Below are 26,987 nucleotides of genomic sequence, written 5' to 3'. Positions count from 1 at the left end.
CTGGTACTGGCACTACCATGCAGGGGGATTTATGGCCTTGATGTCTGAACCCGTCGTCTCACTTCAGGATGACACCCGAAAACAGCTGGGGGCATTTTTACGCGCGCGACGCGAAAGCCTCGATCCGCAGCGTCTCGGCCTGCCGCGCAGCGGTCGTCGCCGCACGCCGGGCCTGCGCCGGGAAGAGGTGGCGATGCTCGCTGACGTAGGCGTGACCTGGTACACCTGGCTGGAGCAGGGCAGGGACGTGAATCCGTCGAGCGCGGTGATGGCGGCCGTGGCGAAAGCCTTGCAGTGTACGCCGACCGAAGCCCGGCACGTTTTCGTGCTCGCCGGTCTGCCGCCGGGCGAAGCGCCGCAGGCGGTCTGCTGTGAGGGGATCAGCGAAGGCACGCGCCGCCTGCTTGATACCCTGCTGCCGAAGCCTGCCAGCATCCAGAAGCCCAATTTTGACATCGTGGCGTGGAACGACAGCTTCGGGCACCTGATGGGCGTGGATTTCAATGAAATCCCGCCGGAAGACCGGAACTGTATTTACCTGTTCCTCACCCATCCGGCGTGGCGCGCGCGGCTCGGCAGGCGCGACGACGTGCTGCCGATATTTGTCTCATACTTCCGCGCGGCGATGGCCGAGCACCGGGGCGACCCGCTGTGGGAAGCGAAGCTGGCGCGCTTCTTTGCGGTGTCCGAAGAGTTCAAAACCCTGTGGCACCAGCGCAACGACGTGCGCGGCGTGGAGAACCAGCTCAAGCTGTTTACCCATCCCGAGCTGGGGGATTTTACGCTGCAGCAGATGTACTGGTACTCCGCGCCGCGAAACGGCTCGCGGCTGTTGGTGTATCTGCCGGTAGATGAGGCGGGTGAGAGGGCGATGGCGTGGCTGGCGGCGCAGGGGAAATAAGTTTTTTGCGAGACGCTTTCAGAGAATCAAAGCGGATCCGGTTCTGCCTTTTAAAAACGGTTAGGGTAGGACACGAAAAGCTAAATTAGCCTTTAATGCAAATTGCCTTATATGCTAATATCATCAGGGATGAAATACCGTGTTCAGAATTATCGTTCATCAGGCGGCCAGGGAAGAGATTCTCTCACTGCCTGCTGGGGTCCAGGCAAAGCTGATTCGCCAGCTTGATAAATTACGTAGTAACCCGACAGCACTAAGCGAACCTGACAGCAAACCCTTACCCTATGGTTTGTTTGAAATCAGAACCGTCGGGCTGATTCACACTCGTGGGATCTACGTATATCAGCGGGAAAAGACAATTTTTCTGCTGCGGGTGTTTATCAAGAAAACGCAAAAAACGCCCTCTGCTGAACTCCGTGTGGCATTGAAACGACAACAGGAGATGTTGGATGAGCAAAAAGATTATTGACTGGGATGAACTCAGAGCGGAGTTGTTAAGCAATTCAGAGGTACAGGCTTCATTTGATGCAGAAGAGCGCAAGGAGCGCCTGCGAGAGATGCTAGCGCAATGGCGCGACCATGCTGGTCTGACGCGCGCACAGGTGGCGGAGCGAATGGGCGTCAGCGCACCCACCGTATCAAGGATGGAAGCGAATATTACCCGGGCGAGCCTTGATACGTTAACGCGTTATGCACTGGTATGCGGGGTTAAACACCCGCAGATTACGCTTTATTGAAAACAGGCACGCCGGAACCCAGCGTGCCACTAAGAATTAGCACTCAGTCACAATCGTGCTCAGCGGCAGGCGAGATTTCGGCAGCGAGGCGTTGAAATCTTCCACGCTGTGGTGCCCAACCGGTACCACCACCAGGCTGGTGAAGCCTTTCTCTTTCAGGCCAAACTCTTCGTCGAGAATAGCGGCGTCGAAACCTTCAATCGGCACCGCGTCCAGACCCATTGCGCCCACGCCCAGCAGGAAGTTACCGACGTTCAGGTAAACCTGCTTCGCCATCCACTGGTCGTCATCTTTCAGATCCACACGGTGCATGTCGGCGAAGTAGGTCCGGCCTTTATGGTTTGCGGCTTTGGCTTCCGGCGTGTTGAAACGGCCATCGGCCTCTTCCTGATCCACCACGCGCTCAAGCCAGGCATCGTCCATTGCGGTTTTCGCGCAGAACACCACTACATGAGAAGCATCGAGCATTTTGCGTTCGTTGAACACATAGGTGCCCGCGGCGGATTTCGCCACGCGCGCTTTTCCTTCCTCGGTGCTGGCCACAATGAAGTGCCACGGCTGGGAGTTGGTGCTGGACGGGCTATACTGCAGCAGGGTTTTGATTTTTTCCGCTTCTTCCGCGGTCAGTTTTTTGCTTGCGTCGAACGCCTTGGTAGAGTGGCGTTTCAGGGCGACAGAAATGATATCCATAACAACTCCTGGTGATGAAATTCGCCCGCTCGCGGGCGCGAAAGGAAAGCAGATTACCGTGCGAAGCGGCAAAAGATAAGTGCAATTCGAGCGCTTAATCTGTTCGTCTCAGACGAACAATCAGACCGGCCTAATCCACTTCTGGTCTTTTTTCGGCAGCTTATCCACCACCAGATTCCAGGAATCATTAATGAGGTCGGTCACCAGCTCCGGCGTCACGTCGTCGGTGCCGTAAAGGGAAATCCAGTGCTTTTTACTCAGGTGGTAGCCAGGCTCTATCCCGCGATAGATCTGCTGATTTAACAGTGATTTCTCCGGGTCTGACTTCAGGCTGACGTGCGGCCGCCCGTGCGCGACCGCGACGATCATGAAAATCTTTCCGCCCACTTTAAACACGTCAAACTCCGGCCCAAACGGCCAGCAGTGCTCGGTGAAGGGCAGCTCCAGTGCCACGCGCATGGCGTGCTCCTGTAAGGCCTTACTCTCCATTGGCTTCCTCATACGCAAGCCCGCGCCACATCACTTCAAAACCGAGCGCTTTAAAATCAACGGCGCGGGAAGGATCGCGGGTGGCAAATTCCATCGTGGATTCGGCCAGCGATAAGAAAAGCGCATCGCCGAACGTTTTAAATTCATCTGACATAAACACCGGGCGCACCGAGCGGCGGCACAGCTCATGGAGTTCGGGGAACATCTCCTTCACCGCCTGTTCCGTTTCGGCGTTCAGCTTTTCACTGACGCCAATCTGGCGGATAGCCGCATGAGAAACGGGGTTACGAATCCCCCAGTCGACGTAGCTGTTCCAGATATTGCGGGTATGCTCTTTGGGAAGCGTGATGGTGCGATCGAGGTTTGCCAGCATGGCCTGGCAGAGATCCTGCTTGAGGTGCAGGTAGAGGGCATTCAGCAGATCGTCTTTAGTGGGAAAGTAGCGAAACAGGGTACCTTCGGCGACGCCCGCGTTACGGGCGATTAACGCCGTTGAGGCGGCGATACCTGACTGTGCAAATGCCGCCGTTGCGGCTTCCAGTAAGGCCTGTTTTTTATCTTCACTCTTCGGACGTGCCACTAAATATTTCCCCCTGTCAATTGTAAAAACCCTGATTGAAACACGTGCTTTGACACGCTGCAACGCGGAATGTCAAAGATCGAAAACGTCTTGACGACTTTATCATCATATCTATAATGAGTGCTTACTCACTCATAATCAAGTTTACCCCGCGCAAACTATCGGATGGGGCGCGTTTTCGGGTCTGGATATGAAAAAACCTCTCTTCATCTGCGTGGTGTTAATCATGATTATTGCTTCAGCTGCGAGTTTACCGTGTGTTCTCAATGCCGGATTCGGCCAACCACCGCAGGGTGAGCAGCTCACCGAAGTGGAGGCCTCCCCACAGTATCGCGAGGGAAAATTCCACAATACGCTGCCGACGCCAGGTTATAACGGCGACAAAAATATGCTGGTCGCGACGTGGGATTTTCTGACCAAAAAAACCGAAAACGCGCGCCCGGCCCAGCCGCTGCCGCTGGTGAAAACCGATCTCGCCAGCCTGCCGCTGGAGCAGGACACCCTGGTGTGGCTCGGTCACTCTTCGTGGTACCTGCAGCTCGCGGGTAAACGCATCCTGATTGACCCGGTGCTCGGCAACTACGCCGCGCCGTTCTCGTTCCTGAATAAAGCCTTTGCCGGCGAGTATCCGTGGCGCGCTGAAAGCATGCCGGAAATCGACCTGCTGATTATTTCGCACGATCACTACGATCATCTGGATTACGCCACCATCAGGGCGCTACTGCCGAAGGTGAAGCGCGTGGTGACGCCGCTGGGCGTGGGATCCCACCTGCGCTACTGGGGAATGAAGCCTGAGATTATTGACGAGCGTGACTGGAACCAGTCGGTACGCATCAGCGATGAATTGACGGTGCATGTTCTGCCGGCGCGCCACTTCTCCGGGCGCGGCATCAAACGCGATCGGACCCTGTGGGGCAGCTTTATGTTCGTCACGCCAGAGCAGAAGGTTTATTACAGCGGGGATTCCGGCTACGGCCCGCACTTTAAGGCCATCGGCGAACAGTTTGGCGAGGTGGATTTAGCCATCATGGAAAACGGCCAGTACGACCAGGACTGGAAGTACATCCACATGCTGCCGGAGGAAACGGCGCAGGCCTCGGCGGATCTCAACGCCAAAGCCGTGGTGCCGGGGCACAACGGACGCTTCGTGCTGGCGAAACACGCGTGGAACGACCCGCTGATCCAGCTGGCGCGCGCCAGCAAGGACAAAAATTATCGGTTGCTGACGCCGGAACTGGGTGAGCCCGTGCGGGTGAGTGATACCACTCAGGCATTTCGCGAGTGGTGGGAATAATGTTTAAGCGAGAAGCAGAGGGGGACAGCTGTATGACCATTTCCGCTCAAGTCATCGACACTATCGTCGAATGGATCGACGACAATCTGCACCAGCCATTACGTATAGAAGAGATTGCCCGCCACGCGGGTTACTCGAAGTGGCACCTGCAGCGGTTGTTTATGCAGTACAAAGGGGAGAGCCTGGGGCGCTATATCCGTGAACGCAAGCTGCTGCTGGCGGCGCGGGATCTGCGTGAATCAGACGCTCGGGTGTACGATATCTGCCTGCGCTACGGGTTTGACTCGCAGCAGACGTTTACCCGCATATTTACCCGCACGTTCAACCAGCCGCCGGGTGCGTACCGTAAAGAGAACCATAGCCAGACACATTAACATGTCGCGTGTAGGCCGGGTAAGGCGTAGCCGCCACCCGGCTTTTTTGTGGGCACGGTGCCCGTAATTGCCCGGTGGCGCTGCGCTTACCGGGCCTACAAATAACTTACCACCGGTAATTCACCGTTGCCGTCACCGTACGGCCAATCCCGTAGAAGCACGCCGTATCGCTTGCGCACGACGCCACATACTTCGTGTCCGCCACGTTATTGACGTTGAACTGCACGCTCGCCCCTTTCAGGCTGCGGTTCATCTCGCCCAGATCGTAGCTCAGCATTGCGTCATACAGATCCACCGACGGCACCTTGAAGGTGTTCTTCGCATCGCCGTAGCTGGTGCCGATGTAGCGCATCCCCACGCCCGCGGTCAGACTCTTCAGCGCGCCGCCCGGAACGGTATAGCTGGCAAACGCCGATGCCATATGCGCCGGAATGCGCGCAGGCGTTTTGCCTTCTGTTCCCGCCACCGTCGTACTTTTGGTTTTCGCATCGGTGTAGGTATACGAGCCAATCAGGTTGATGTTGTCCATCAGCGTGGAGTGGATTTCCGCCTCAACGCCTTTCGAACGCACCTTGCCCGCGTTCTCGAACCAGCCTTCGGCGCTGTTATAGGTCGCCACGTTGTCCTGGGTTAAATCGTACAGCGCGAGGGTCATCAGCGTGCTGTCGACCGGCTGATACTTCAGGCCAATCTCGGTCTGCTCCCCGGTGGTTGGCTTGAAGGGCGCAACGCCCGGCGCGCGGTTGGTTTGCAGGTTCGGTTCAAACGAGGTGCTGTAGCTGACGTACGGCGACAGGCCAGAATCGAACGCGTAGAGCAGTCCGGTTCGCCAGGTGAACTTGCTGTCGTTCTGCTGGGCAACGCTGCCGTCGGTGAAGTCGTGAGTTCGCACTTCGCTCCAGTCGTAGCGTCCGGAGACCAGCCATTCCCAGCTGTTCCAGCTCATCTGATCCTGCAAATACAGCCCCATCTGGTCGAGATTTTGCTGCTCGTCGGAGGCGGTTTTGAAGGTGCTTTCATCCACGTTCACGCCGTACACCGGGTTCGTCCAGTCAAGGTCATACTGTGAACCGCTCCCGCGTGCCAGCAGCTGCTTATCTTTGCTGGTCTTGTAGTCGAATCCGCCGAGCAGGGTGTGGCTGACGCTGCCGGTCCCCAGCAGATACTCAAGCTGGTTATCCAGGCCAAATTCGTTGGTGGTGCGCTCTTCATGCTGCGCGCGTCGCGTCAATACCGTGCTGTTGGCCGCGCTGCTGGCGTAAACGAGGTAACGGTATTTCTGTTTGATGGCGGCGTAACGCGCGTTCTGGCGGAAGGTGAGGTCGTCGGTGAACTGATGTTCCAGCTCGTAGCCGATCGTCGTCTGCTCGCGCCAGGACTGATTGTAATCCGGATCGCTGACGTTAAAGTCGCGCGGGATGTATTTCCCGTCGACGCTTTTGACCGTACCGTAGGCGGGCAGGAAGTTGCGGTAGCCCGCGTCCGGATCCTTCTGGTAGCTGGTCAGCAGCGTAAAGCGGGTCTGGTCGTTCGGGTACCAGGTGATGGCAGGCGCAATCGCCATCCGCGTCTCTTTATAATCGTCCACCTGATTGTGCTGGGTACGGGCGATACCGTTGACGCGATACAGCACGCGGCCGTCGTCGCTCAGCCTGCCGCCGAAATCAAACGCGCCTTCTGCCAGATCGTTATTGCCGGTGCGGAACTGCACGTTATGGATGGATTCCGCGGTCGGCCGTTTGCTGGTCATGCTGATTAACCCGCCCGGATTGACCTGACCAAACAGGACCGACGCCGGGCCACGCACCAGCTCCACGCGCTCCAGCAGCCACGGGTCAATCGTACCCGTCTGGGACGAGGCCGTAGCGCCGAAGCTCAGGCCGTCGAGGAATTTCGGCACATAGCTAAAGCCGCGCACGAACACCTCGTCGTTACGGTTCGACGAGCCGCGGTACTCGGTAAACACGCCCGCCGAGTAGCGCAGCGCCTGCGACACGGACGTCACGTCCTGCATGTTCATCTGATCGCGGGTGATCACCGATACCGACTGCGGCGTTTTCACGATCTCCGCGCGGGTCTTGGTCGCGGAGAGCGTTTGGGTTGCCACAATCCCTTTTAGCGGGGCGGTAGGTTCTTCACCCATGCTCTGCGTCACCGTTATGGTTTCTTCTCTATTTTCAGCCTGAGCCGCCACGCTGGTCGTCGCCAGACTCAGCAGCCACAGCTGCATTATCTTATTATTCTTAAACATTTTTTCTACTCATCCTTGTTTGCTATCGCCATAAAAACACCGTTAAAACGCGGTAGATGATATTGCAAATTATTACCATTTGCATTAGCGTTGATAACAAATTTCGTGAGGGAACAAGCGGTAATGAAGAGGGTATGGAGCGGGTTATTACTCGGGATAGGTGTGCTGCCTGCGGTGGCGGCAACCTGCGAACACTCTTCCCGGCAGGGAGACGTCCAGGGGAAGTTTGATGCCAGCGGTGAGGTCTGTTTTATGCTGCCAGAGCTTGCTGAAAATTATGTCTCGGCCACGCTGCATGGCGTGACGGATGCCCGCCTGCTGGACGGGCAAAACCGCCGCATTCGTACGCTGATTGAAAATGGGCCCGCCGATGGAGAACACGCGCTGCTGTTTGCCCTGCCGGTGAAGCAGAGCACCTCGCTGGTCCTGCACGGCGAAGCGGGTAAACCCTGGCGTTTTCAGTGGCGGATGAAAGAGACATCTGCACTACCGCGCGTACAGATGCTGGCGCCTGAAAGCCCGTCGCTTCAGGCGCTGGCAAAAGAGATTGCTGCCGGAGGGAGTACCGACGCGTTCTGGAAGACGCAGATCCGGCAGGGAACGCCGATGGTGGAGCCGGTAGACGCAGAACACAAGCGCGTCACCTTCCTGTGGCGCGGCGCGCGGGATAACGTCTTTATTCTTGGCTCACCGGCGGGGGATCACGATCCGCTGTTTCGCCTGGGCAACAGCGACGTCTGGTTCCGCAGCTATGTGGTGCCCGCCGACACGGTGATGCAGTACAAGCTCGCGCCGGACGTGCCGGTGATTGACGGCTCCCCGCGCGACCAGCGTCGCGCGATCCTGGTGAGCGCCCAGGCCGATCCGCTCAACCCGAACACCTTTGGCGAACAGAAGGCGGATCGCTGGAACCGCTTTTCGCTGCTCGATCTCAGCCCGGCACGCTATTGCTCCGCGCAGGCCACGGCCCAGCCGCTGGTCCACGGATCGTTAAGCCGCCAGAGCATCACCAGCAAAATCCTCGGTAATTCCCGCGAGGTGATGATCTATAAACCGCGCGGCGCGCAGCCCGCGCGCTGGACGCTCATTCTCTTCGACGGGCAGATTTATCAGGACGAATACCGTTTCGCTAACGTGCTGGACGGTCTTATTGCCCGCCATCATCTTCCGCCGATTAACGTAGTGTTTATCGACAGCCTCGATCACGCCCGACGCGGCAACGAGCTGCCGCCTAACCCGGACTTCGCCGACTTTATGGCGCACGAGCTGCTGCCCTGGCTGCGCGGGCAGGGCATCGCGATGCAGCGGCAGAAAACGGTGCTGGCGGGGTCGAGCTACGGTGGCATTGCCTCATCGTGGGTGGCGCTGCGCTATCCGCGCCTGTTTGGTAACGTGCTGAGCCTTTCAGGTTCGTACTGGTGGGCACCGAAAGACGAAGCGCCCGGCTGGCTGACGCGGCAGTATCAGCAGTCGCCGCCGTATCCGGTGCGCTTCTGGCTGCAGGCCGGAAAGTTCGAAACTTCGGGGCCGGGCGGGGGCATTTATCGCACTACGCAGGATTTCGAACGGGCGTTGAGGGAGAAAGGGTATCGCGTCAGCTTCCATCCCTCCTCCAGCGGTCACGACTACGCGGCCTGGTGTGAAGCGCTGATCCACGGCATGCGCGATTTCACCGGCCTACGACGCCAGTGAAAACCACCGACGCCAGACGAAACGCAGCACGAAGAATTCGATGGCACCCAGCAGTAAAAACCACACGCAGAACAGAATGGTGTAGAGCTGGTTTAGATCGACCATGTGGAAGGTCTGAACCAGCTTCTGCGCCAGCACCAGACCCAGCGACGGCGCGGGTAACAGCAGACAGGAGATCAGGGCCAGCAATAAAATGCCCCCCGCCGTAAGCAGCGATTCTAACGGGTGTTTCATCGTAATGTTAATCGTCAGTTAAAAATGTCATTGTCCGGCATTCTGTAACGTAAAGCAATATCAGCCCCTCAGGCCTTTTTGAATAAAACAAAGACATTATTACTGCGAATAAATAACAACATACGACCCGGCGTTTATATTAATACCGCGTTATGTAAATAAACGTCTTTATCAGGAAAATAATTTTACAAATGTATAGGTGCTATATCCAATTAACGTGGCAATAACAATGGCCGCGATAACGTATAACACCAGTCGGCGTCCGCGATAAATACCCCACATGGTTCCCCCTCGTTTAATGTTGGTTTAGAAATATTTTGTAAAAATCAGCTCATCGAAATAGTTTAATCAGTTTTGAATAACCGAGAAGTCATTATATTGCGGTAGATCAATTTTACCCGCAAGACTTTAAAATGAATTTATTTAAGCCAGAAAGGAATTCAGGCTTCTGTTCACCGGATATTGAAGGAAAAATACGATGACCGAAAAAAAATTGTCCCCAAACATGCCGCCTTCCGGCGGGCTGGCATACCAGCAGACCGTCGAGCAGGTGCTTGCTCACACGCAGAGCCAGGCCAGCGGCCTGGATCGTGCAGAGGCGCAGGCGCGTCTGCAAAAATCAGGTCCGAACGCGCTGCCGGAGAAAAAAGGTAAACCCGCCTGGCTGCGTTTTTTAGCCCATTTTAATGATGTGCTGATTTATGTCCTGCTGGCCGCCGCCGTATTAACGGCAGTAATGGGCCACTGGGTGGATACGCTGGTTATTCTGGGCGTTGCGGTAATCAATGCCTTAATTGGCCATATTCAGGAAAGCAACGCGGAAAAATCCCTGAAGAGTATTCGCAATATGCTCTCCAGCGAGGCGCGCGCTATTCGTAACGGCAACCACGAAACGATACCCACCACTGAAATAGTCCCGGGCGATATTATTGTATTACGCGCGGGCGATCGTATTCCGGCGGATATGCGTTTAATCGAGGCGCATAATTTACGCGTTGAAGAGGCGATTCTGACCGGTGAATCCACCGTGGTGGATAAACACATTAATCCGCTGAGCGGCGAACTGCCGCTGGGCGACCGCACCAATATGGTCTTCTCCGGGACGACCGTAAGCGCGGGCGGCGGCGTCGGCCTGGTCACCGCGACCGGTAAGGATACGGAACTCGGCCACATCAACCAGATGATGGCGGGCATCGAAAAGCACCGCACGCCGCTGCTGGTGCAGATGGACAAGCTGGGTAAAGCGATCTTCGCCATTATCCTGGCAATGATGGCGGCGCTGTTCGTCTTCAGCCTGGTGTTCCGCGAAATCCCAATGGGCGAGCTGCTGCTCTCCCTGATTAGCCTGGCGGTAGCCTCCGTGCCGGAAGGTCTGCCGGCGATTATCTCCATCATCCTCTCGCTGGGCGTGCAGGCGATGGCGCGCAAGCGGGCGATTATCCGCAAGCTGCCGACGGTTGAAACCCTGGGCGCGATGACCGTGGTCTGCTCGGATAAAACCGGCACCCTGACCATGAACGAGATGACGGTCAAAGCCATCATCACCGCCGACGCCTGCTACCGCGTGGACGGCAACAGCTACGAGCCGGTGGGCAACATCTTCCTGGAAGGCAGCGACGAGCCGGTGCAGATCCAGCCGGGCACCGTGCTGGAGCAGTACCTGCGCACCATCGACCTGTGTAACGACAGCCAGATGATTCAGGACGAGCGCGGCCTGTGGGGCATCACCGGTGGGCCGACCGAGGGGGCGCTGAAGGTGCTGGCGGCGAAGGCCAGCCTTGAGCCGGTGATGACCACGCTGGTTAACAAGATCCCGTTCGACTCGCAGTATAAGTACATGAGTACCCACTACCAGATTGGCGGTGAGGAGCAGATCCTGATCACCGGCGCGCCGGACGTGATTTTCGCCCTGTGCGCCGAGCAGCAGACCCGTAACGGTGCGGAAGCGTTCAACCACGCATACTGGGAAAGCGAGATGGAGCGCTATGCGCGTCAGGGGCTGCGCATGGTTGCCGCGGCGTTTAAGCCAGCGAGCGGCGAGCAGGAACTGACCCACGACGACCTGAGCCACGGCCTGATCTTCCTCGGCATCGCCGGGATGATGGATCCGCCGCGTCCGGAAGCCATTGATGCGATTAACGCCTGCCAGCAGGCGGGGATCCGCGTGAAGATGATCACCGGGGATCACCCTCAGACGGCGATGAGCATCGGCCAGATGCTGGGGATCGCCAACAGCGAGCAGGCTGTCACCGGCTACGAGCTGGAGAAGATGGACGACGCCGCGCTGGCGGAAGCCGCGGTGAAATATGACATCTTCGCCCGTACCAGCCCGGAGCATAAGCTGCGCCTGGTGAAAGCGCTGCAGGACAAAGGTGAAATCGTCGGCATGACCGGTGACGGCGTGAACGACGCCCCGGCGCTGCGTCAGGCTGACGTGGGCATCGCGATGGGCATCAAAGGGACGGAAGTGACCAAAGAGGCGGCGGACATGGTCCTGACGGACGATAACTTCGCCACCATCGCCAGCGCGGTGAAAGAGGGGCGTCGCGTTTACGACAACCTTAAGAAGACTATTCTGTTCATCATGCCGACCAACCTCGCGCAGGGTCTGCTGATTGTGATTGCGCTGCTGGCGGGGAACATCATTCCGCTGACGCCGGTGCTGATTCTGTGGATGAACATGGCCACCTCCGCCACGCTCTCCTTCGGCCTGGCCTTTGAGGCCGCCGAGCGCAACATCATGCGCCGTCCGCCGCGTCAGACCGGGCAGCACGTGATGGACGCCTACGCCGTATGGCGCGTGGCCTTCGTCGGCACCATGATTGCCATCGCCGCCTTTGCGCTGGAAGCCTGGCTGGCCCCGCGCGGCCACAGCGCGGAGTTCATCCGCACCGTGCTGCTGCAGATGCTGGTCTGCGCCCAGTGGGTGTACATGATTAACTGCCGCAACACCGAAGGGTTCTCCCTGAACCGCGGCCTGCTGGCGAACAAAGGGATCTGGCTGGTGACGGGCGTGCTGTTCCTGCTCCAGGCGGCGATTATCTACCTGCCGTTTATGCAGATGCTGTTCGGCACCGAAGCCCTGCCGCTGCGCTACTGGTTTGTGACCCTGGCGGTGGCCGGCGTGATGTTCTTCGTCGTCGAAATCGAGAAGCGACTGACCCGCAGGTTCCGTAAGTCTGCATAACCTTTTGCCCTCACCCTAACCCTCTCCCAAAGGGAGAGGGGACTCTGACCTCCCTCTCCCTTTGGGGAGGGCCGGGGTGAGGGGAACATATCTGAGGTACTGCCATGAAACTCCCACTCCTGTTCGCGCTCCTCGCCTGCACCCTGCAACCCGTATTCGCTGCCGCCATCCCCGTTCGCGTCGCCGCCGTGGAGCAGACCGCCCACGCCGCCGAGCGCCAGATCCCGGGCCGCATCGAAGCTATCCACACCGTTGAGCTGCGCGCGCGTACGGAAGGCGTGATCACCAAAATCCACTTCCGCGACGGGCAGTACGTGAAAAAAGGCGACGTGCTGTTCGAGCTGGACGACGCCGAGCCGCGCGCCGCCCTGCGCCTGGCGCAGGCTGAGGTGAGAAGCGCCGAAGCCACGCTGCGTCAGGCGCAGCAGCAGCTTTCCCGCTTTGAAAGCCTGGGCAGCAGCAACGCTATCAGCCGTCACGATGTGGATAACGCCCGCATGCAGCGGGACGTCGCCAGCGCCGCGCTGGAGCAGGCCAAAGCCCGCCTCGACACCCGCAGCGTCACCCTGAACTACACCCGCATCGCCTCGCCGATTGACGGTCGCGTGGGGCACAGCCAGTTCCACGTCGGCAGCCTGGTCAACCCTGCCAGCGGCGTGCTGGTGGAGGTCGTGCAGCTCGACCCCATCCGCATCGCCTTTGCGCTGGAAGAGGGGGCGTTTGCGACCAAAGCCGGACAGCATGCGGATATCAGCGCCATGAAGCAGGCCTGGCAGGCGTTAATTGACAGCAACGGCCAGCGCGTCAGCGGCGAGCTGACCTCCGTGGACAACCGCATCGATCCGCGCACCGCCAGCGTGATGCTGCGCGCCGAGTTCGCCAACCCGCGCCATCAGCTCCTGCCCGGCGGCAACGTGAACGTGATCCTGCGCCCGGCCAGCGAGCAGCCGGTCCTGACCCTGCCCGCCGCCGCGGTCCAGCAGAACGGCGACGGGTTCTTTGCCTGGGTGGTTAACGCCGACGGCAAAGCCGAAATGCGCCCGCTGAAAATTGCCGGGCAGATTGGCCAGCAGTTCCAGATTACCTCCGGCGTGAAGCCCGGTGAGCGAGCGATTACTGACGGCGCGCAGCGCGTGCAGCCCGGTGCCGCCGTCCAGATACTGAATTAAGGAGCCATCATGCTGACGTTTTTCATCAAACGCCCGCGCTTCGCGATGGTGATTGCGCTGGTCATTACCCTGCTGGGGGCCATCGCGCTGAGGATTATCCCGGTGGAGCAGTACCCGCAGATCACGCCGCCGGTGGTGAATGTGTCGGCCAGCTGGCCGGGCGCCAGCTCGGCCGACGTGGCGGAGGCCATCGCCACGCCGCTGGAGACCCAGCTGAACGGCGTGGATCACATGCTCTATATGGAGTCGACCAGTTCGGACGAAGGCACGTACAGCCTGAACATTACCTTTGCGGCGGGCACCGATCCGGACCTCGCCGCCATCGACGTGCAAAACCGCGTGGCGCAGGCCGTGGCGCAGCTCCCGACCGAGGCGCAGCAAAACGGCGTGCAGGTGCGCAAGCGCGCCACCAACCTGATGATGGGGGTAAGCCTTTACTCACCGAACAACACCCACACGCCGCTGTTCGTCAGCAACTACGCCAGCACCCAGGTGCGCGAGGCGCTGTCCCGCCTGCCGGGCGTCGGGCAGGTGCAGATGTTTGGCGCGCGCGACTACAGCATGCGCATCTGGCTGCGTCCGGACCGCATGAACGCCCTGAACGTCACCACCGACGACGTGGCGCAGGCGCTGCGCGAGCAGAATGTGCAGGGGGCGGCAGGCCAGGTCGGCACGCCGCCGGTGTTTAACGGCCAGCAGCAGACCCTGACCATCAACGGGCTGGGGCGCTTAAATCAGGCCGACGATTTTGCCGACATCATTATCCGCGCGGGCGAGATGGGCCAGCTGGTGCGCCTGAAGGACGTCGCCACCATCGAGCTCGGCTCGCGCAGCTACAGCTCCGGCGCGCAGCTGAACGGGCACGACTCCGCCTACCTCGGCATCTACCCGACGCCGTCCGCCAACGCCCTGCGCGTGGCCGACGCGGTGCGCGCGGAGCTGGAGCGCCTCTCGATGCGCTTCCCGGATGACCTGGTCTACGAGGTGAAGTTCGACACCACCTCCTTTGTTGCCGCCACCATTAAGGAGATCGGCGTCTCGCTGGCGCTCACCATGCTGGCGGTTGTGGTGGTCGTTTCCCTGTTCCTGCAAAGCTGGCGCGCGACGCTGATTGTCGCGCTCGCCATCCCGGTGTCCCTGGTGGGCACCTTCGCGGTGCTCTACACGCTCGGCTACTCCGCCAACACCCTCAGTCTGTTCGCCATCATTCTGGCGCTGACCATGGTGGTGGATGACGCCATCGTGGTGGTGGAGAGCGTCGAAACCCTGATGGCGGAAGGGCAGAGCCGCACGGCGGCGACCGCGCTGGCGCTGCGCCAGATTGCCGGGCCGGTCATCGCGACGACGCTGGTGCTGCTGGCGGTGTTTGTGCCGGTGGCGCTCCTGCCGGGGATTGTCGGCGAGCTGTACCGCCAGTTCGCGGTGACGCTCTCCACCGCCGTCACGCTCTCAAGCCTCGTGGCGCTGACCCTGACGCCCGCCCTGTGCGCGATGCTGCTGCGTCCGCGCCCGGAGAAGCCTGCGGCAGTCTATTGCGCCTTTAACCGCGGGCTGGACGCCACGCGCGGTTTCTACACCCGCATCGTGAACGTATTAAACCTGCGCCCGTGGCTGGCGCTGCTGGCCACCGCAGGTGCGGCGGCGGTGGTCGTGTTTAGCTTTATGTCGATGCCAAAGGGCTTCCTGCCGCAGGAAGATCAGGGCTACTTCTTCGCCAGCGTCCAGCTGCCGGAAGCGGCCTCGCTGGAGCGCACCGAAGCGGTGATGACCACGGCGCGCAAACTGATCGCTAAAAATCCGGCGGTTGAGGACGTCATTCAGGTGTCCGGGTTTAACATCCTCAACGGCACCAGCGCCTCCAACGGCGGGTTTATCTCCATCATGCTCAAAGACTGGAGCGAGCGCCCGCCGCTGGACGAGGTGATGGGCACCCTGCAGCGCCAGCTGCTTGCCCTGCCCGAGGCGACCATCATGACCTTCGCGCCGCCGACGCTGCCGGGCCTGGGCAACGCCTCCGGCTTCGACCTGCGCATTCAGGCGCAGGCGGGGCAGAGCCCGGCGGAGCTGGAGCGCGTCACGCGTGAGGTGCTGGCGAAAGCTAACCAGCATCCGCAGCTGAGCCGCGTGTTCACCACCTGGAGCAGCAACGTGCCGCAGCTAACGCTGACCGTTGACCGCGAGCGCGCGGCCCGCCTCGACGTGCCGGTGTCGCGCATCTTCAGCAGCCTGCAGACCGCCTTCGGCGGCACGCGCGCCGGGGATTTCAGCGTCAACAACCGCGTTTACCACGTCGTCATGCAGAACGAGATGCAGTGGCGCGAGCGCGCCGAGCAGATCAGCGAGCTGTTCGTGCGCAGCAACAGCGGCGAGCGGGTGCGCCTGAGCAATCTGGTCACCATTACGCCGAGCGTCGGCGCGCCGTTCCTGCAGCAGTACAACCAGTTCCCGTCCGTGTCGGTGAGCGGCTCGGCGGCGGAAGGAGTGAGCAGCAGCACCGCGATGGCGTCGATGGGCGAGATTCTGGCGGAAAACCTGCCAGCCGGGTACGACTATGCCTGGAGCGGCATGTCGTATCAGGAGCAGCAGACCGGCAATCAGGCGATATGGATCGTGCTGGCGGCGGTGGTGATGGCGTGGCTGTTCCTCGTCGCCCAGTACGAGAGCTGGACGCTCCCGGCGAGCGTGATGCTCTCGGTGCTGTTCGCCATCGGCGGGGCGCTGGTCTGGCTGTGGCTGGCGGGCTACGCCAACGACGTGTACGTGCAGATAGGTCTGGTACTGCTGATCGCGCTAGCGGCTAAAAACGCGATTCTTATCGTGGAGTTCGCCCGCGCGCGGCGCATGGACGGGATGGCGATTGTTGATGCCGCGCGGGAAGGGGCCTCGCGCCGCTTCCGCGCGGTGATGATGACCGCCGTGTCGTTCATTATCGGCGTCCTGCCCATGATGCTGGCGACCGGGGCAGGTGCCCAAAGCCGCCGCATCATCGGCACCACGGTGTTCAGCGGCATGCTGGTGGCGACCGTGGTGGGGATCCTGTTTATCCCGGCGCTGTTCGTGCTGTTCCAGCGGCTGCGCGAGTGGGGCCACGGCCTTACGGACTCGTCGCCCACAGCTCGCAGTGCTTCTGCACCAGAGAAATCAGCGAGCCGCCGTCGGCGATAAACTCCCGCATGCGCTGCGCCTCGCTCTTGCCCTGCTTTAACAGCAGGGCAATTTCATTAATTGCGCTCGTCGCGCCGAGCTTCTCGGCCGACGGCGCAACCTGCTCCAGCAGCCACGAAATGTCTTCCGCCACGGTTTTGTGCTCGCCGGTGTGCACGTCCGTCAGGATCCCCTCCAGCCCGTAGCGACAGGCCTGAAAACGGTTAAAGCGGTACAGCAGAAAATCTTTTTCCTGATGCTTATAGGGCCGCGCGGTCAGCAGCCAGTGGGACGTCGCCTGAATAAGCCCGGCGATGTTAATCGCGTGGCCGAGCGTCAGCGGCGTATCCATCACCCGCACCTCCACGGTGCCGAAGTGCGGGCTGGGGCGGATGTCCCAGTGCAGATCCTTAATGCTGTCGATCATGCTGGTCGAACTCAGGCGGCGGAACAGCCCCTCGAACTCCTGCCAGCTGTTGACCCACGGCATCTGGCCGTTATCCGGGAACCCCGAGAAAATGTTGAGTCGCGACGAGGAGAACTTCGTGTCCGTGCCCTGCATATACGGCGAGGCGGCCGCCAGGGCGATAAAGTGCGGTACGAAGCGCGACAGGCCGTGCAGCAGGTAAATCGCGTCGTCCCCGGTCCGGCAGCCGACGTGTACGTGCTGGCCGAACACCGTCGCCTGCAAAATCAGATAGCCAAAGCGCTCCAGCGTGACGTTATAGCGCTCGTCGTCGCACACCTCCTGACGCTGCCACTTCTGGAACGGGTGCGTCCCGCCGCCGCAGATCTGGATATGCTGCTCCGCCGCCGCGCGCAGGATGCTCTGCTGCATCACCGAGAACTGTGCCGCCGCCTGGTCGATGTTCTGGCACACGCCGGTGGCGATTTCGAGCATGCTTTCGGTGATGTCGTGTTTGACCTCGCCGCCTTTGATGTCGTCTTTGACGGCGGCGATGAGCGCGGAGGAGTCCTGGCTCAGATCGTAGCCCGGCGGGTTAACCACCTGCAGTTCGAGCTCGATGCCGAGGGTGAAAGGTTCAGAGGATTTGAAATCAGGTAAAGGCATGGCGCACTCCGTTGTCTGTTGTGTGTTGAGTATAGACAACGGGTGTGGCGCGCTCGTCTCAGGGTGGTATAACTGATAGCAGGCTTAGCAAAAGGGGGAGTGATTCATGTCTGACTATCCAACCATTGCGCTGATAGGACCTGGCGCAATTGGGACCACCATCGCCGCGGTGCTGCATGACGCGGGCCGTACGCCGCTATTGTGCGGACGCACCGCGCACCCGGAATTGCGCCTGCGCCACGACGAGGGTGAAACCGTGGTGCCCGGTCCGGTTTTAACCGATCCGGCCGTCATCACGCGCCCCGTCGATCTCGTTTTCGTGGCGGTAAAAACGACGCAAAATGCCGACAGCGCCGGGTGGCTGCGGGCCCTGTGCGATGAAAACACCGTGGTCTGCGCGCTGCAAAACGGCGTGGAGCAAAAAGCCCAGCTGGAGCCGTGGGTTAACGGCGCGACGGTGCTGCCGTCGGTAGTCTGGTTCCCGGCCCAGCGCGAGCCGGATGCCTCCGTGTGGCTGCGCGCCAAACCGCGCCTGACGCTGCCGGACGTGCCGCAGGCGCAGCGGGTGGTGCAGGCGCTTCGCGGTACGCGCTGTGAAGTTGAGCTCTCGGCAGATTTCCCTACCGTCGCCTGGCGCAAGCTGCTGCAAAACGCGGTCGCCGGGCTGATGGTGCTGGCCAACCGCCGCGCCGGGATGTTCAGGCGCGAGGATATCAGCGAACTTGCGCTGGCCTACCTGCGCGAGGGGCTTGCCGTCGCCCGCGCCGAAGGGGCGAAGCTGGACGATGACGTGGCGCAGGAGATACTGGCGAACTTCCAGCGTGCGCCAGTGGATTTGGGCACGTCGATCCTTGCCGACCGTCAGGCCGATCGTCCGATGGAGTGGGATATCCGCAACGGCGTGATCCAGCGCTACGGCCGCAAGCACGGGATTGCGGTGCCCATCAGCGACGTGGTGGTGCCGCTGCTGGCGGCGGGGAGCGAGGGGCCGGGCTAACGGCCGCTGTTTTTCCGTTCGGCAAAGTAGTGGGCGGGCGTGCTGCCCATCGCTTTTCGGAACATGGTGATAAACGCATTCACGGATTCGTACCCGAGCGTTGTCGCCACGTTCTGGACGGGTACGCCGCTTGCCAGCTCCCGCAGGGCAATAATCAAATGCAGCTGCTGGCGCCATCGCCCGAAGCTCAGCCCGGTCTCGCGCTGCATCAGGCGGGCAAACGAGCGCTCGCTGAGGGCGAGCCGTTTCGCCCAGTCCTTCAGGGTGCTTCTGTCCTCAGGGCGGGTAACCAGCGCGTCGGCCATGGCGCGAATTTTCGGATCGGTCGAGACCGGCAGGCTCAGCTTCTGCTGCGGCATGCTGGCGAGCTCGTCCAGCGTGACACGGGTCAGCCTCCCGACGTGGCCGTCGGCGGGATAATCCACGCCCTCGCGCGTCAGACGATCGACCAGCTCCTTAATCAGCGGCGAGATCGCCAGCGTGCAACACTTCTCCGGCAGCGCCGCCGCGCCGGGCTCAATAAACAGATAGTTGAGATGCGCGTTCCAGGTTGCTTTGGCGCTGTGCGGGATCCCGCCGGGGATCCAGACGGCGCAGTCCGGCGGCACGATCCAGATGTCATTCTCCGCGTAACAGCTGACCGCACCGTATCGGGCAATAATCAACTGGCCCTTGCGGTGGGTATGTACCGGCACTTCCGCGGCGTAATCCACGAAGTCCAGATGACGCGCCACGGCAGGAGAGGCGGTAGAGTCAGGGTCATACAGCGTAGTAGCAGATTGAGGTTTCACGATTCTGGCAACATTTAGGTATTTTTTGACAGAATAGAGTATTTAAGCGGGTCTGCAAGCCGGTAATAATCCCGGCATGAAAAACATCTTCTCTCATCCCGTGCGTCTCCCCGCCGCGCTGCGAAACGATGCGGGCGCGCTGATCTATTCCGCGAAGAGTTTTGCCGCGGCGATGCTGGCTTATTACCTCGCGCTGTCGATAGGCCTTGAGCGTCCCTCGTGGGCCATTATTACGGTTTACATCGTGTCGCAGACGTCGGTCGGGGCATCGCTGAGCAGAAGCCTCTACCGGCTGGCCGGTACCGCGGTAGGTGCCAGCGCGACCGTTCTGATTGTGCCCACCTTCGCGAATACTCCAGTCCTGTGCAGCGCGGTGCTGACGGGCTGGATCGCATTCTGCCTGTGGCTCTCCCTGCTGGAACGCACGCCCCGAGCCTATGCATTCGTGCTGGCGGGCTACACCGCGAGCCTGATTGGCTTTCCGGCAGTGTCCGATCCCGGCGGCATCTTTAACGTCGCCATTGTCCGCGTGCAGGAGATTTCGATTGGGATTTTCTGCGCGGCGCTGATTCACCGCTACGTGCTGCCCGCGCGCGTATCAGGGCTGTTCAACGCGAAATTATCCCAGACGCTACAGGCCGCGCGCGGGCGGGTGGCGGATACCTTAGCCGGTAAACCCGACGCGGCTTCCGGCCCGCTGCATCTGGCCCTGGCGCTGCAGTTCTTGCAGGGCATGAGCCACCATATTCCGTACGATTTTGCCCTCTCAGCCCCGGTGCGGCAGGCCAGAAAAGCGATCCACGATCGGCTGGCGCGGCTGGTTATCGTCAACTGTGAACTGCACGATCGCCTGCCAGCGATCGGAACCCTGCCCGCCGATGCGCAGACATTGCTGGAGGACGTTCAGGCCTGGCTTGCCGCTGAAGGCGCGGGGGCCAGCAGCACGGCAGAGGCGCTGCGGCTCCGCTGTGCGCTTCTCATCGATCGGTATGCCGCGCAGGCGCAGACGTTTGACGACGCGCTGCAGGTCAGTTTTATTCGCTATCTCTCGGAGGCTATCGCGCTTCTGCAGCAGTGCGAACGTCTTTCCGGGGCTATCCTCCACGCCAAACCCGTCTTTGGGGAGATGCAAACCCGCGCGGCGAAAGGCTACGTTTTCCACCGCGACCCTCTTACCGCAGCCCGCACGGCGCTGGGGGCTTACGCCATCATCCTGAGCGGCTGTCTGGTCTGGATCTTCTCAGCGTGGCCGGATGGCGGTACGGCGGTGTCTATCCTGGGGGTCTGCTGCACGCTGTTTGGCAGCTTCGACACCCCGGCACCGCACATCGTGAAATACATCATTGGCTCGTTCTGGGGCGTGGTCATTAGCCTGTTCTACAGCTTTGCGCTGCTGCCGCTGGTGAGCGATTTCCCGGTGCTGGTGGCGGTGCTTGCCCCGGCGTATCTGCTGGGCGGGTCGCTTCAGGCGCGTCCGCCGACCACGTTTATGGCGATGGGCATCACCCTGACGCTGCCCATTCTGTGCGAGCTGGGGGCACGCTACAGCGGAGATTTCGCCGTTGCGGCCAACACCGCCATCGCGCTCTTTGCCGCCACCGGCTATGCCGTCGTCAGCATGAGCCTGCTGCAAACCGTGCAGGCGGATGGTGCCATCAACCGTCTGCTGAACCTCTGCCAGCGCGACATTCGCCGTAGCGTGAAGGGCACGCTGCGGGTTGATGAAACGTACTGGATCAACCTGATGATGGACCGAACCGCCCTGTTGCTGCCGCGTTTACAGCGCAGCGAGCGCGCGCCGGAGCAGGCGCTCGATCGACTGTTACACGCGCTGCGTCTGGGGCTTTCGGTCATGCATTTACGCCGAAGTGACGCACCGCCCGGCAGTGAGGTTGACGCGCTTTTTCATCGGATAAACGCCGCAGACCGCCACGCCTTACGCGAACGCATCGTCACCCTTATCGAACGCCATCTGCCTGCGGCAGATGAACATACGCGCCAGTTGGTCTTCAGGCTGGTGGATCTGCACTGTGCATTACGGGGGCCTGACCATGGTTAACGATCTCAATATCGGCGGCGTTTTTATTCCGGGGCTGCTGACGGTCGCCCTCGCGGCGCTGGTCTGCACGCTGAGCCTCGTCGCGCTTTTCTCTCTCAGCAGGCTCTACCGGCGCTTGCCGTTTCGCCCGCTGATGGATGTTTCAACCTGGATTGTCACCTTTTTCCTGCTGATGCAGGGCCTGATCGCGTTGGGGTTATTGTCATGAAATCACTGCTCTCTTTACTGGCTCGCTATGCGCTGACGCTGAGCGTCGCCGCGGCGGCCACGCTTCTGGCGTTTATGATGTGGAAACACTACGCACAAACGCCGTGGACCCGCGACGGCCGCGTGCGGGCGGACGTGGTGCAGATAGCGCCGGACGTCTCCGGGCCCGTCATCAGCGTGGCCGTGCGGGACAATCAGTGGGTGAACCGGGGCGATGTGCTCTACACCATCGATCCGCGCTGGCTTAAGCTGGCGGTGGTCAGCGCGCAGGCGGACGTCGAGTCGAAACGCCATGAGATGCTGATGCGCCAGGACGCGGCCCATCGGCGCACGCTGATTAAAAACGCCATTTCGAGCGAGGATTTGCAGCAAACCGGCAGCGCGGCGAACGTCGCGGCGGCCAATTATCACGGCGCGCTGGCCGCGCTGGATCTGGCAGAGCTTAATCTGGCGCACGCCACCGTCCGCGCGCCGGTTTCGGGGTACGTTACGCACCTGCGGCTGCGGCCCGGAGACTACGCGACGGCGGGGGAGACAAAGGTCGCCATCGTCGATGCGCACAGCTTCTGGGTGGTAGGGTATTTTGAGGAGACCAAGCTGCGCCATATTCGCGTCGGGGAGCCCGCGCAGGTGGTGCTGATGGGGTACGAGCCGGTCATCACGGGGCACGTGGAGAGCATCGGGCATGGGATCGGGGACAGCAACGACGAGACGGGCGGGCTGGGCCTGCCCGACGTCGAGCCCACCTTTAGCTGGGTCCGGCTGGCACAGCGCGTGCCGGTGCGCATTCATATCGACAGGTTACCGGAGGGAGTTGAGCTGGTGGCGGGGCTGTCGGCGAGCGTGGCGGTGGGGCGATAGATGCGAGTATGAAGATCTGTTTTGTGCCAGGAGCGGACGTTAATGAGAACAATCTGTGGCAATCAACGGGGTGTAGGCCAATTAGACTGGACTACCCCCGCCCCGGTAGACGATTCTGCCCTATAGTTGGAACATGAATTTCTCCCCGAAGCATTAATCAGATTGGCGGCGAACCTCGATTTCAACAATGTGGCGAGGTGTTCGCCCAAGCCGAGGATCGCCGTTGGCGACGGCGATGATGTCCTCATGCTCGTCGCCAGCCCACAGGCCAACAAGCTCGTGCAGAAAAAAATCCGCGTAGGAGCAGCTGGCGTCGCGCACCTGCATCACCGAAACCGTGGATTTGCTCGTGTGCAATTGGGTCAAATTTCTGACGAGCCGCGCTGGGGCAACCCAGAGAACCGGGCGAGGCGAGGCCGGAGTCGTGAATAGGTAGTAGGCGTGTTCTGACTGCTTGAGTATGTCCTCGCACTGCTTCAGGTTAATGCCTACCGTCGAACTGAAGGCCTGTCCCGAATTAGTGCCTTTGCGCTTTTTCACCTGCATAAGGGTCGCACGCTGGACCACTGTTTTCCCCTTGTCCACGATACGGCTCAGGAACAGCACGTCTGCTCCCAGCGGAGCACCGGCTTGTGTGTTCGCCCCTTCCTCCCGCTTACTGGGTTGACGCACGTTCACTGTCAGGCTCGGATACGTCGCCCGCGTCGTAGCCGAGAGTTGGCGCAACTGGCTACTCACGTTGCTAATCGCCACCTTTGTCAGACTCAGGAGGCGCGCCGTATGGGCCTCCTCGTCCTCTCCCCAGGTATCCGGATATTCGCAACAAAATTCTTCCTCAATCTGGCTAAGCGCCCTATAGATGATGCGCTCCACCGAAGGGTCGCCCAGCCAAGTTTGGGCTCCTACGCTAGGCAACACAGCGGCACCCTCGCTCCGACCTACCGGCCCCTCTAGGTCCAGTGCACCTTGCTTGGACCGCACTAGTCCCTTGCACCTCAGTTGCAGTTGCCTTACATCAGTGCCGACAAGCCGATTCGCAAACGCCAGATGCTCCTCGTCATCCATCAATCGCAAAAGCACTGGCTCGACTTCGGCGAATGCCGTCTGCTCGAGCCAAAGGCAGGCAAAATTGAGGAGCCCTTGGGCTAACTCAGGTTCCTCATTAACCCGATCGAACAGATCCTGGCGCCAGGCCTCGCGGGCGGACGGACCTAATTGGGCCCACAGCGTTTCTCTATCCCACGCCTGGGATGGTAGTTCTCTGAGGCTGGCAACGACGCTTTGCTGACTAGACCGCGCTGGGTCTCCAAACTCGTGCCAAGCAGCCGCAAGCGCGAGGTCCGAGGGTATGGTGTCCACGTACAATGTAGCAAGACTCGAGAAGGCTTTGGCAACGCAATGCTTGATATTGTCTTTCTTCTCTTTCTTCGAAATGATGTTCCAGCGCAGGAACAGATTACGTACATCCTCCGGCAATATCGCGCGACAATGTTGTATTAGCTCAGGAAATACTGACGGATCTGCTCGTTCAAAAACCTGTTCGCAAGCCCACCGGGAATTCTGCACTGTCGGCGAATTCGCATATAGAGAGGAGATCAACTCAGTCATTCCGCGGTTTGAATAGTCCGACGTCCTGTTGATATTTTTTTCCAAGTAGTCGCGTACAGGCTGCCAATGCTGCTGGACCAGTTGTTCGAAAGCCCAAGGATCCCCCCCCAGATGAGGGTCGACTAGATCAAGAACATAGATGCAATCTTCCTCGGACGTATTGACCACCAACGCCTTCATGATCTGCTGATCATCCAAATACTTATTCCGAGAATATGAGCGGTTAGCGAGCAACCATTCAACCCAAATCGCACTTGACTTGATTTCCGCCACAATGATTTCACGTAAGCCCGGAGGATCGCCATTAAGTATGCCCTCCCAGAAGATATCCTGAGCGTGCAGGTAAGATTTTGGGTCCAAGATAGAGGACGACTTCTCGATCCCCGCGGATCCGTGTCCGAGAATTTTTAAGGTCAGCGCTATCTGCCCCTGCTGTGCCGCATCCTTGAATTCGAACGTAAAGTGCTCACGCTCTGTTTGCGATCTATAAGGCCAACTCTTAGCTGTAATGAGGTTCTTAGTTGATAGGTGGGAGTAGTCCAAACGAAGAATGTCTTCTTGGATGGTAAAATACCGTGAGAGGAATTCGACAAGCGGTTGATCCCAACCTTCCAACGAAATACTGGCAACTGTCGATTGATTGTCGAAGTCAATATTTACTAACAAGATGATCTCCTTTTCCCCGTAGCTGGCACCGACGACCTTCGCCATGGTGGTCTGCAAATTCTCAATAAGTCTACCGTAGCCAAATCGCAGGCGGTTCAAGGAACCGCTCCTAGATAACAACAGACATTATAGAATTACGTTGATCTTTTTATTACATCTTGATCTATTCCCAGTTGATTGGCACACGGCATTGTTAGCAAGATTCATGGTGACTCAACTACGGACTTCTGCTCTTCGCTCTTAACAGACATTCAATAAACAACCTTGTATTTTGCATGAGGCCGAAACCCTGCACCTACCCAGCAATATTCCGGCCTCCCATCACCCGCCTCAGTGCGCCGTGATATACGGCTCCTTCACAAACTCCGCCAACAGCCAGACCATATCATGCAGCAGCCCGGTGAGTTCTTTCGCCACGCTCACAGGCAACGTCCCGCCCATCACCGCCAGCGTTAACGCCACGGCATAGTCCACTTGCAGCGTCGTCTCCTGCCAGCAGTCCGGCACGCAGGAGGTAATCTTTTCCCCTGCGATCAATTGTTCAACCAGATACGAAGGCAGTTCAGCATCGCAGCACTCCCGCAGTCGCTTAAGCGCAGCCAGCAATCGCTTACAAAGCGTGGTAAACGTCACTGCGTCGTCAGTTTCCACCAGCACGCTGACATACGCAGTACAGGCATCGGCCAGTTCGAAGAGATCCGCAGAATCGGAAATTGAATTGTTGATGAGTTGATGAACAGCGCTTTCTTCAGAGAGCGCGTAAGAAAATCCAGGAGTAGTCGCCATTTAGCATCCTCTTTGTCTAAAAAAACGTCATGTTATGCTAACGGGTTCCTACGCCCGGTTACGGATGTGCCGCAACGCAGGCACTTTACGACCGCAAAGAAGGGATGAAAAGGGATCCCCCTGAATTACATAAGGTTGCTTGCAGGTTTGCGAGGCGGCTTCCAGAAGGGCATTGCCGGGTGGCGGCTACGCCTTACCCGGCCTACAAAACCGAACCGTAGGCCCGCGCAAGCGCAGCGCCGCCGGGCACAGTTTGCACCATGGTTACTCCTTCACGCAGACCTTTTCATTTTGAGCAATCCTTCTAATAACGCCTGCGTCGCGCGGGAAGATTTGCCCGCCTGCGAACAAACCACCCCAAACTCCCGGCACAGCGAAGGTGCCACGGGCACGACGCACAGGCCGCGTAATTCATCCGGCAGGGCGGATTCAGGTATCAGCGCGACGCCCATGCCTTCGCGCACCAGCAGGCAGGCGCTGATCCAGTCGCGGACGGTCACCCGCACGTCAGACAGTTGCAAACCAGCCTGTTCCATCAGGCTTTTTCCATTGACGGCACAACCGCCCGTTGCGAGCACGAAGGGCTGGTCTGCCAGTTCCTCAAGGGTGATGCCGCGCGAATTCCCATAACGAGCCTGCCGGTGGCTGGTTGGCAACACCGCGACCCACGCATCCTGCCCTAAGATCGCTTCAGCACGCCCGGGAACAGGGTTCATGACCACGCCCAGATCAACCGTATCTGCCGCCAGCCACTCTTCGACCTCCTGGTCCGTCCCTTCAAGTACGACCACCTCGATTTCAGGATGCAGGCGCTTAAAGTCGCGCAGCAGCCCAGGCAAAAATGTGGATGTCACCGAAGGAAAACTGGCAAGACGAATGCGCCCGCCACGCAGCCCCCGGCTCTCATCCGCCAGTGCACGGATGGCATCCAGCCGCGCCAGCATACTCCTTGCTTCTTTGACAACCCGCTCACCCAGCGACGTTACGCCGATGTGGCGCCGCTCTCGCGTGAATACCGCAAATCCTAATGAAGCCTCTAACTGAGCGATCGCCTGGCTGGCGCCGGACTGCGTCATGCCAACCTCTTCAGCGGCACGCGAAATATTACTGGCATCGGCCACGGCAACCAGCAGGCGCCAGTGTAAAAGATTCATCATGGGTATCAGTAGCTCAGCTAATAGCTAATTTATGAATCATT

General features: G+C 59.7%; 23 protein-coding genes. 13 read left to right on the top strand and 10 right to left on the bottom strand.

Going from position 1 to position 26,987, the window contains the following annotated elements:
• The first annotated feature begins 31 nt into the window (after positions 1-31).
• From KIF87_RS11180 to KIF87_RS11170, 3 genes are all read left to right on the top strand, one after another.
• Positions 32-901 (top strand): helix-turn-helix transcriptional regulator, encoded by an 870-nt coding sequence (locus KIF87_RS11180; protein ID WP_100165374.1) that lies wholly within the window; start codon positions 32-34, stop codon positions 899-901.
• 139 nt (positions 902-1,040) lie between these two features.
• On the top strand, positions 1,041-1,370 hold the full coding sequence (locus KIF87_RS11175; RefSeq protein WP_213328778.1) for a type II toxin-antitoxin system RelE/ParE family toxin: 330 nt from the start codon (positions 1,041-1,043) through the stop codon (positions 1,368-1,370).
• A complete protein-coding gene (locus tag KIF87_RS11170; protein WP_121425535.1) occupies positions 1,351-1,638 on the top strand; it encodes a helix-turn-helix domain-containing protein in 288 nt (95 codons plus the stop codon). Before KIF87_RS11175 ends, KIF87_RS11170 begins: the two co-directional genes overlap by 20 nt.
• A 36-nt stretch (positions 1,639-1,674) precedes the next feature.
• Here KIF87_RS11170 and nfsB read toward each other — a convergent pair whose 3' ends face one another.
• The 3 genes from nfsB to KIF87_RS11155 form a co-directional block, all read right to left on the bottom strand.
• The gene (gene nfsB / locus KIF87_RS11165) at positions 1,675-2,328 is read right to left on the bottom strand and encodes an oxygen-insensitive NAD(P)H nitroreductase (protein WP_213328777.1); all 654 of its coding nucleotides are present in this window, start codon (positions 2,326-2,328) and stop codon (positions 1,675-1,677) included.
• A gap of 120 nt (positions 2,329-2,448) precedes the next feature.
• Positions 2,449-2,817 carry an MmcQ/YjbR family DNA-binding protein gene (locus KIF87_RS11160; RefSeq protein ID WP_213328776.1) on the bottom strand — a complete coding sequence of 123 codons (369 nt, stop codon included), beginning with the start codon at positions 2,815-2,817 and terminating at the stop codon, positions 2,449-2,451.
• Complete coding sequence (locus KIF87_RS11155; protein WP_213328775.1) at positions 2,807-3,397, bottom strand: TetR/AcrR family transcriptional regulator; 591 nt, start codon at positions 3,395-3,397, stop codon at positions 2,807-2,809. Before KIF87_RS11155 ends, KIF87_RS11160 begins: the two co-directional genes overlap by 11 nt.
• A gap of 190 nt (positions 3,398-3,587) precedes the next feature.
• Between KIF87_RS11155 and KIF87_RS11150 the strand changes: the two genes are divergently transcribed.
• On the top strand, positions 3,588-4,691 hold the full coding sequence (locus tag KIF87_RS11150; protein ID WP_213328774.1) for an MBL fold metallo-hydrolase: 1,104 nt from the start codon (positions 3,588-3,590) through the stop codon (positions 4,689-4,691).
• A 32-nt stretch (positions 4,692-4,723) separates the two neighbouring features.
• On the top strand, positions 4,724-5,065 hold the full coding sequence (locus tag KIF87_RS11145) for a RamA family antibiotic efflux transcriptional regulator (protein ID WP_010428317.1): 342 nt from the start codon (positions 4,724-4,726) through the stop codon (positions 5,063-5,065).
• 106 nt (positions 5,066-5,171) lie between these two features.
• Here the strand turns inward: KIF87_RS11145 and KIF87_RS11140 are convergent, their stop codons facing one another.
• A complete protein-coding gene (locus tag KIF87_RS11140) occupies positions 5,172-7,316 on the bottom strand; it encodes a TonB-dependent siderophore receptor (protein ID WP_213328773.1) in 2,145 nt (714 codons plus the stop codon).
• A 123-nt stretch (positions 7,317-7,439) separates the two neighbouring features.
• On the opposite strand from KIF87_RS11140, the gene KIF87_RS11135 reads away from it, so the two are divergent.
• The gene (locus KIF87_RS11135) at positions 7,440-9,008 is read left to right on the top strand and encodes an alpha/beta hydrolase-fold protein (protein ID WP_213328772.1); all 1,569 of its coding nucleotides are present in this window, start codon (positions 7,440-7,442) and stop codon (positions 9,006-9,008) included.
• Here KIF87_RS11135 and KIF87_RS11130 read toward each other — a convergent pair.
• Positions 8,994-9,242, bottom strand: coding sequence for a DUF1158 domain-containing protein (locus KIF87_RS11130; RefSeq protein WP_213328771.1), 249 nt, complete (start codon positions 9,240-9,242; stop codon positions 8,994-8,996). The two genes, KIF87_RS11135 and KIF87_RS11130, sit on opposite strands and share 15 nt — an antisense overlap.
• 478 nt (positions 9,243-9,720) lie before the next feature.
• Between KIF87_RS11130 and KIF87_RS11125 the strand changes: the two genes are divergently transcribed.
• The 3 genes from KIF87_RS11125 (at position 9,721) to KIF87_RS11115 (ending at position 16,763) form a co-directional block, all read left to right on the top strand.
• A complete protein-coding gene (locus tag KIF87_RS11125; protein WP_213328770.1) occupies positions 9,721-12,429 on the top strand; it encodes a cation-transporting P-type ATPase in 2,709 nt (902 codons plus the stop codon).
• 104 nt (positions 12,430-12,533) lie between these two features.
• Positions 12,534-13,598 carry an efflux RND transporter periplasmic adaptor subunit gene (locus tag KIF87_RS11120; RefSeq protein ID WP_213328769.1) on the top strand — a complete coding sequence of 355 codons (1,065 nt, stop codon included), beginning with the start codon at positions 12,534-12,536 and terminating at the stop codon, positions 13,596-13,598.
• Between the two features lie 9 nt (positions 13,599-13,607).
• On the top strand, positions 13,608-16,763 hold the full coding sequence (locus tag KIF87_RS11115) for an efflux RND transporter permease subunit (RefSeq protein WP_213328768.1): 3,156 nt from the start codon (positions 13,608-13,610) through the stop codon (positions 16,761-16,763).
• Here the strand turns inward: KIF87_RS11115 and KIF87_RS11110 are convergent.
• Positions 16,693-17,814: a YbdK family carboxylate-amine ligase gene (locus tag KIF87_RS11110; protein ID WP_023334807.1), complete on the bottom strand. Its 1,122-nt coding sequence runs from the start codon at positions 17,812-17,814 to the stop codon at positions 16,693-16,695. The two genes, KIF87_RS11115 and KIF87_RS11110, sit on opposite strands and share 71 nt — an antisense overlap.
• Before the next feature lie 106 nt (positions 17,815-17,920).
• On the opposite strand from KIF87_RS11110, the gene KIF87_RS11105 reads away from it, so the two are divergent.
• On the top strand, positions 17,921-18,811 hold the full coding sequence (locus KIF87_RS11105; RefSeq protein ID WP_213328767.1) for an oxidoreductase: 891 nt from the start codon (positions 17,921-17,923) through the stop codon (positions 18,809-18,811).
• Here the strand turns inward: KIF87_RS11105 and KIF87_RS11100 are convergent.
• The gene (locus KIF87_RS11100) at positions 18,808-19,602 is read right to left on the bottom strand and encodes an AraC family transcriptional regulator (RefSeq protein ID WP_213328766.1); all 795 of its coding nucleotides are present in this window, start codon (positions 19,600-19,602) and stop codon (positions 18,808-18,810) included. The two genes, KIF87_RS11105 and KIF87_RS11100, sit on opposite strands and share 4 nt — an antisense overlap.
• 76 nt (positions 19,603-19,678) lie before the next feature.
• On the opposite strand from KIF87_RS11100, the gene KIF87_RS11095 reads away from it, so the two are divergent.
• The 3 genes from KIF87_RS11095 to KIF87_RS11085 are packed head-to-tail and all read left to right on the top strand — an operon-like array spanning position 19,679 to position 22,729.
• Positions 19,679-21,661, top strand: coding sequence for an FUSC family protein (locus KIF87_RS11095; RefSeq protein ID WP_213328765.1), 1,983 nt, complete (start codon positions 19,679-19,681; stop codon positions 21,659-21,661).
• Positions 21,654-21,869, top strand: a complete 216-nt coding sequence (locus KIF87_RS11090; RefSeq protein ID WP_063440677.1) for a DUF1656 domain-containing protein — start codon at positions 21,654-21,656, stop codon at positions 21,867-21,869. Before KIF87_RS11095 ends, KIF87_RS11090 begins: the two co-directional genes overlap by 8 nt.
• Positions 21,866-22,729 carry an efflux RND transporter periplasmic adaptor subunit gene (locus KIF87_RS11085; protein ID WP_213328764.1) on the top strand — a complete coding sequence of 288 codons (864 nt, stop codon included), beginning with the start codon at positions 21,866-21,868 and terminating at the stop codon, positions 22,727-22,729. The genes KIF87_RS11090 and KIF87_RS11085 overlap by 4 nt, the downstream gene beginning before the upstream one ends.
• A 153-nt stretch (positions 22,730-22,882) precedes the next feature.
• Here KIF87_RS11085 and KIF87_RS11080 read toward each other — a convergent pair whose 3' ends face one another.
• The 3 genes from KIF87_RS11080 to KIF87_RS11070 all read right to left on the bottom strand — a co-directional run bounded on the left by KIF87_RS11080 (position 22,883) and on the right by KIF87_RS11070 (position 26,946).
• A complete protein-coding gene (locus KIF87_RS11080; protein ID WP_213328763.1) occupies positions 22,883-25,048 on the bottom strand; it encodes a hypothetical protein in 2,166 nt (721 codons plus the stop codon).
• 285 nt (positions 25,049-25,333) lie between these two features.
• Positions 25,334-25,789, bottom strand: coding sequence for a hypothetical protein (locus KIF87_RS11075; RefSeq protein ID WP_213328762.1), 456 nt, complete (start codon positions 25,787-25,789; stop codon positions 25,334-25,336).
• 272 nt (positions 25,790-26,061) lie between these two features.
• Entirely contained in the window at positions 26,062-26,946 is an 885-nt protein-coding gene (locus KIF87_RS11070) for a LysR family transcriptional regulator (protein ID WP_213328761.1), read from the bottom strand.
• Positions 26,947-26,987: the final 41 nt, after the last annotated feature.

Origin of the sequence: Enterobacter sp. 120016, from assembly GCF_018383635.1 — a bacterium.
In the GTDB taxonomy this organism is placed as follows: Bacteria; Pseudomonadota; Gammaproteobacteria; order Enterobacterales; family Enterobacteriaceae; genus Enterobacter; species Enterobacter asburiae_D.
Note: the sequence above shows the minus strand (reverse complement) of the source record. Positions and strands in the feature narration are given on the sequence as shown.

Excerpts from the sequence above, each read along its gene's own strand:
- KIF87_RS11130 (WP_213328771.1), bottom strand. The coding sequence starts at position 9,242 with ATGAAACACCCGTTAGAATCGCTGCTTACGGCGGGGGGCATTTTATTG.
- KIF87_RS11150 (WP_213328774.1), top strand. The coding sequence starts at position 3,588 with ATGAAAAAACCTCTCTTCATCTGCGTGGTGTTAATCATGATTATTGCT.
- KIF87_RS11070 (WP_213328761.1), bottom strand. The coding sequence starts at position 26,946 with ATGATGAATCTTTTACACTGGCGCCTGCTGGTTGCCGTGGCCGATGCC.
- KIF87_RS11085 (WP_213328764.1), top strand. The coding sequence starts at position 21,866 with ATGAAATCACTGCTCTCTTTACTGGCTCGCTATGCGCTGACGCTGAGC.
- KIF87_RS11110 (WP_023334807.1), bottom strand. The coding sequence starts at position 17,814 with ATGCCTTTACCTGATTTCAAATCCTCTGAACCTTTCACCCTCGGCATC.
- KIF87_RS11180 (WP_100165374.1), top strand. The coding sequence starts at position 32 with ATGGCCTTGATGTCTGAACCCGTCGTCTCACTTCAGGATGACACCCGA.
- KIF87_RS11135 (WP_213328772.1), top strand. The coding sequence starts at position 7,440 with ATGAAGAGGGTATGGAGCGGGTTATTACTCGGGATAGGTGTGCTGCCT.
- KIF87_RS11120 (WP_213328769.1), top strand. The coding sequence starts at position 12,534 with ATGAAACTCCCACTCCTGTTCGCGCTCCTCGCCTGCACCCTGCAACCC.
- KIF87_RS11170 (WP_121425535.1), top strand. The coding sequence starts at position 1,351 with ATGAGCAAAAAGATTATTGACTGGGATGAACTCAGAGCGGAGTTGTTA.
- KIF87_RS11105 (WP_213328767.1), top strand. The coding sequence starts at position 17,921 with ATGTCTGACTATCCAACCATTGCGCTGATAGGACCTGGCGCAATTGGG.
- KIF87_RS11075 (WP_213328762.1), bottom strand. The coding sequence starts at position 25,789 with ATGGCGACTACTCCTGGATTTTCTTACGCGCTCTCTGAAGAAAGCGCT.
- nfsB (WP_213328777.1), bottom strand. The coding sequence starts at position 2,328 with ATGGATATCATTTCTGTCGCCCTGAAACGCCACTCTACCAAGGCGTTC.
- KIF87_RS11080 (WP_213328763.1), bottom strand. The coding sequence starts at position 25,048 with ATGGCGAAGGTCGTCGGTGCCAGCTACGGGGAAAAGGAGATCATCTTG.
- KIF87_RS11145 (WP_010428317.1), top strand. The coding sequence starts at position 4,724 with ATGACCATTTCCGCTCAAGTCATCGACACTATCGTCGAATGGATCGAC.
- KIF87_RS11090 (WP_063440677.1), top strand. The coding sequence starts at position 21,654 with ATGGTTAACGATCTCAATATCGGCGGCGTTTTTATTCCGGGGCTGCTG.
- KIF87_RS11160 (WP_213328776.1), bottom strand. The coding sequence starts at position 2,817 with ATGGAGAGTAAGGCCTTACAGGAGCACGCCATGCGCGTGGCACTGGAG.
- KIF87_RS11140 (WP_213328773.1), bottom strand. The coding sequence starts at position 7,316 with ATGTTTAAGAATAATAAGATAATGCAGCTGTGGCTGCTGAGTCTGGCG.
- KIF87_RS11115 (WP_213328768.1), top strand. The coding sequence starts at position 13,608 with ATGCTGACGTTTTTCATCAAACGCCCGCGCTTCGCGATGGTGATTGCG.
- KIF87_RS11125 (WP_213328770.1), top strand. The coding sequence starts at position 9,721 with ATGACCGAAAAAAAATTGTCCCCAAACATGCCGCCTTCCGGCGGGCTG.
- KIF87_RS11095 (WP_213328765.1), top strand. The coding sequence starts at position 19,679 with ATGAAAAACATCTTCTCTCATCCCGTGCGTCTCCCCGCCGCGCTGCGA.